At 56.9% G+C, this 360-nt stretch carries 1 protein-coding gene; it reads left to right on the top strand.

The genetic code is table 11. The features are described from left to right. The coding region (locus X742_RS140085; protein ID WP_023775706.1) for a transposase at positions 1-330 on the top strand (330 nt) is incomplete at its 5' end. Between the last annotated feature and the right edge of the window lie 30 nt (positions 331-360).

Here is a 360-nt window from a genome sequence, read left to right as displayed (position 1 = left end):
GAGGCTGGCATGTATCGCCGCGTGGGCCAGGAATTCGCTTCCCACGATGTCGTCACGCATTCCAAGGACGAATACGTTCGCTACGAAGGCGCAAAGACCGTCCACACAAACACCGTGGAAGGCTTCTACAGCATCTTCAAGCGCGGCATGAAAGGCGTCTATCAGCATTGCGCGGAACACCATCTTCACCGCTATCTGGCAGAGTTCGATTTCCGCTACTCGAACCGTTCGGCCTTGGGCGTTGAAGACAATGTTCGCTCGCTGATCGCCTTGAAGGGTGCCGCTGGCAAGCGCCTGACCTTTCATGGGCCTCGTTACAGCGAAGCATGATCACTACCGGAAGCCGGTCCAACTGACGCT

The sequence above is a fragment of the Mesorhizobium sp. LNHC229A00 genome (assembly GCF_000502415.1).
GTDB lineage: Bacteria > Pseudomonadota > Alphaproteobacteria > Rhizobiales > Rhizobiaceae > Mesorhizobium.
The sequence above is the reverse complement of the archived record's forward strand: the minus strand, read 5'-3'. Positions and strand labels throughout refer to the sequence as shown.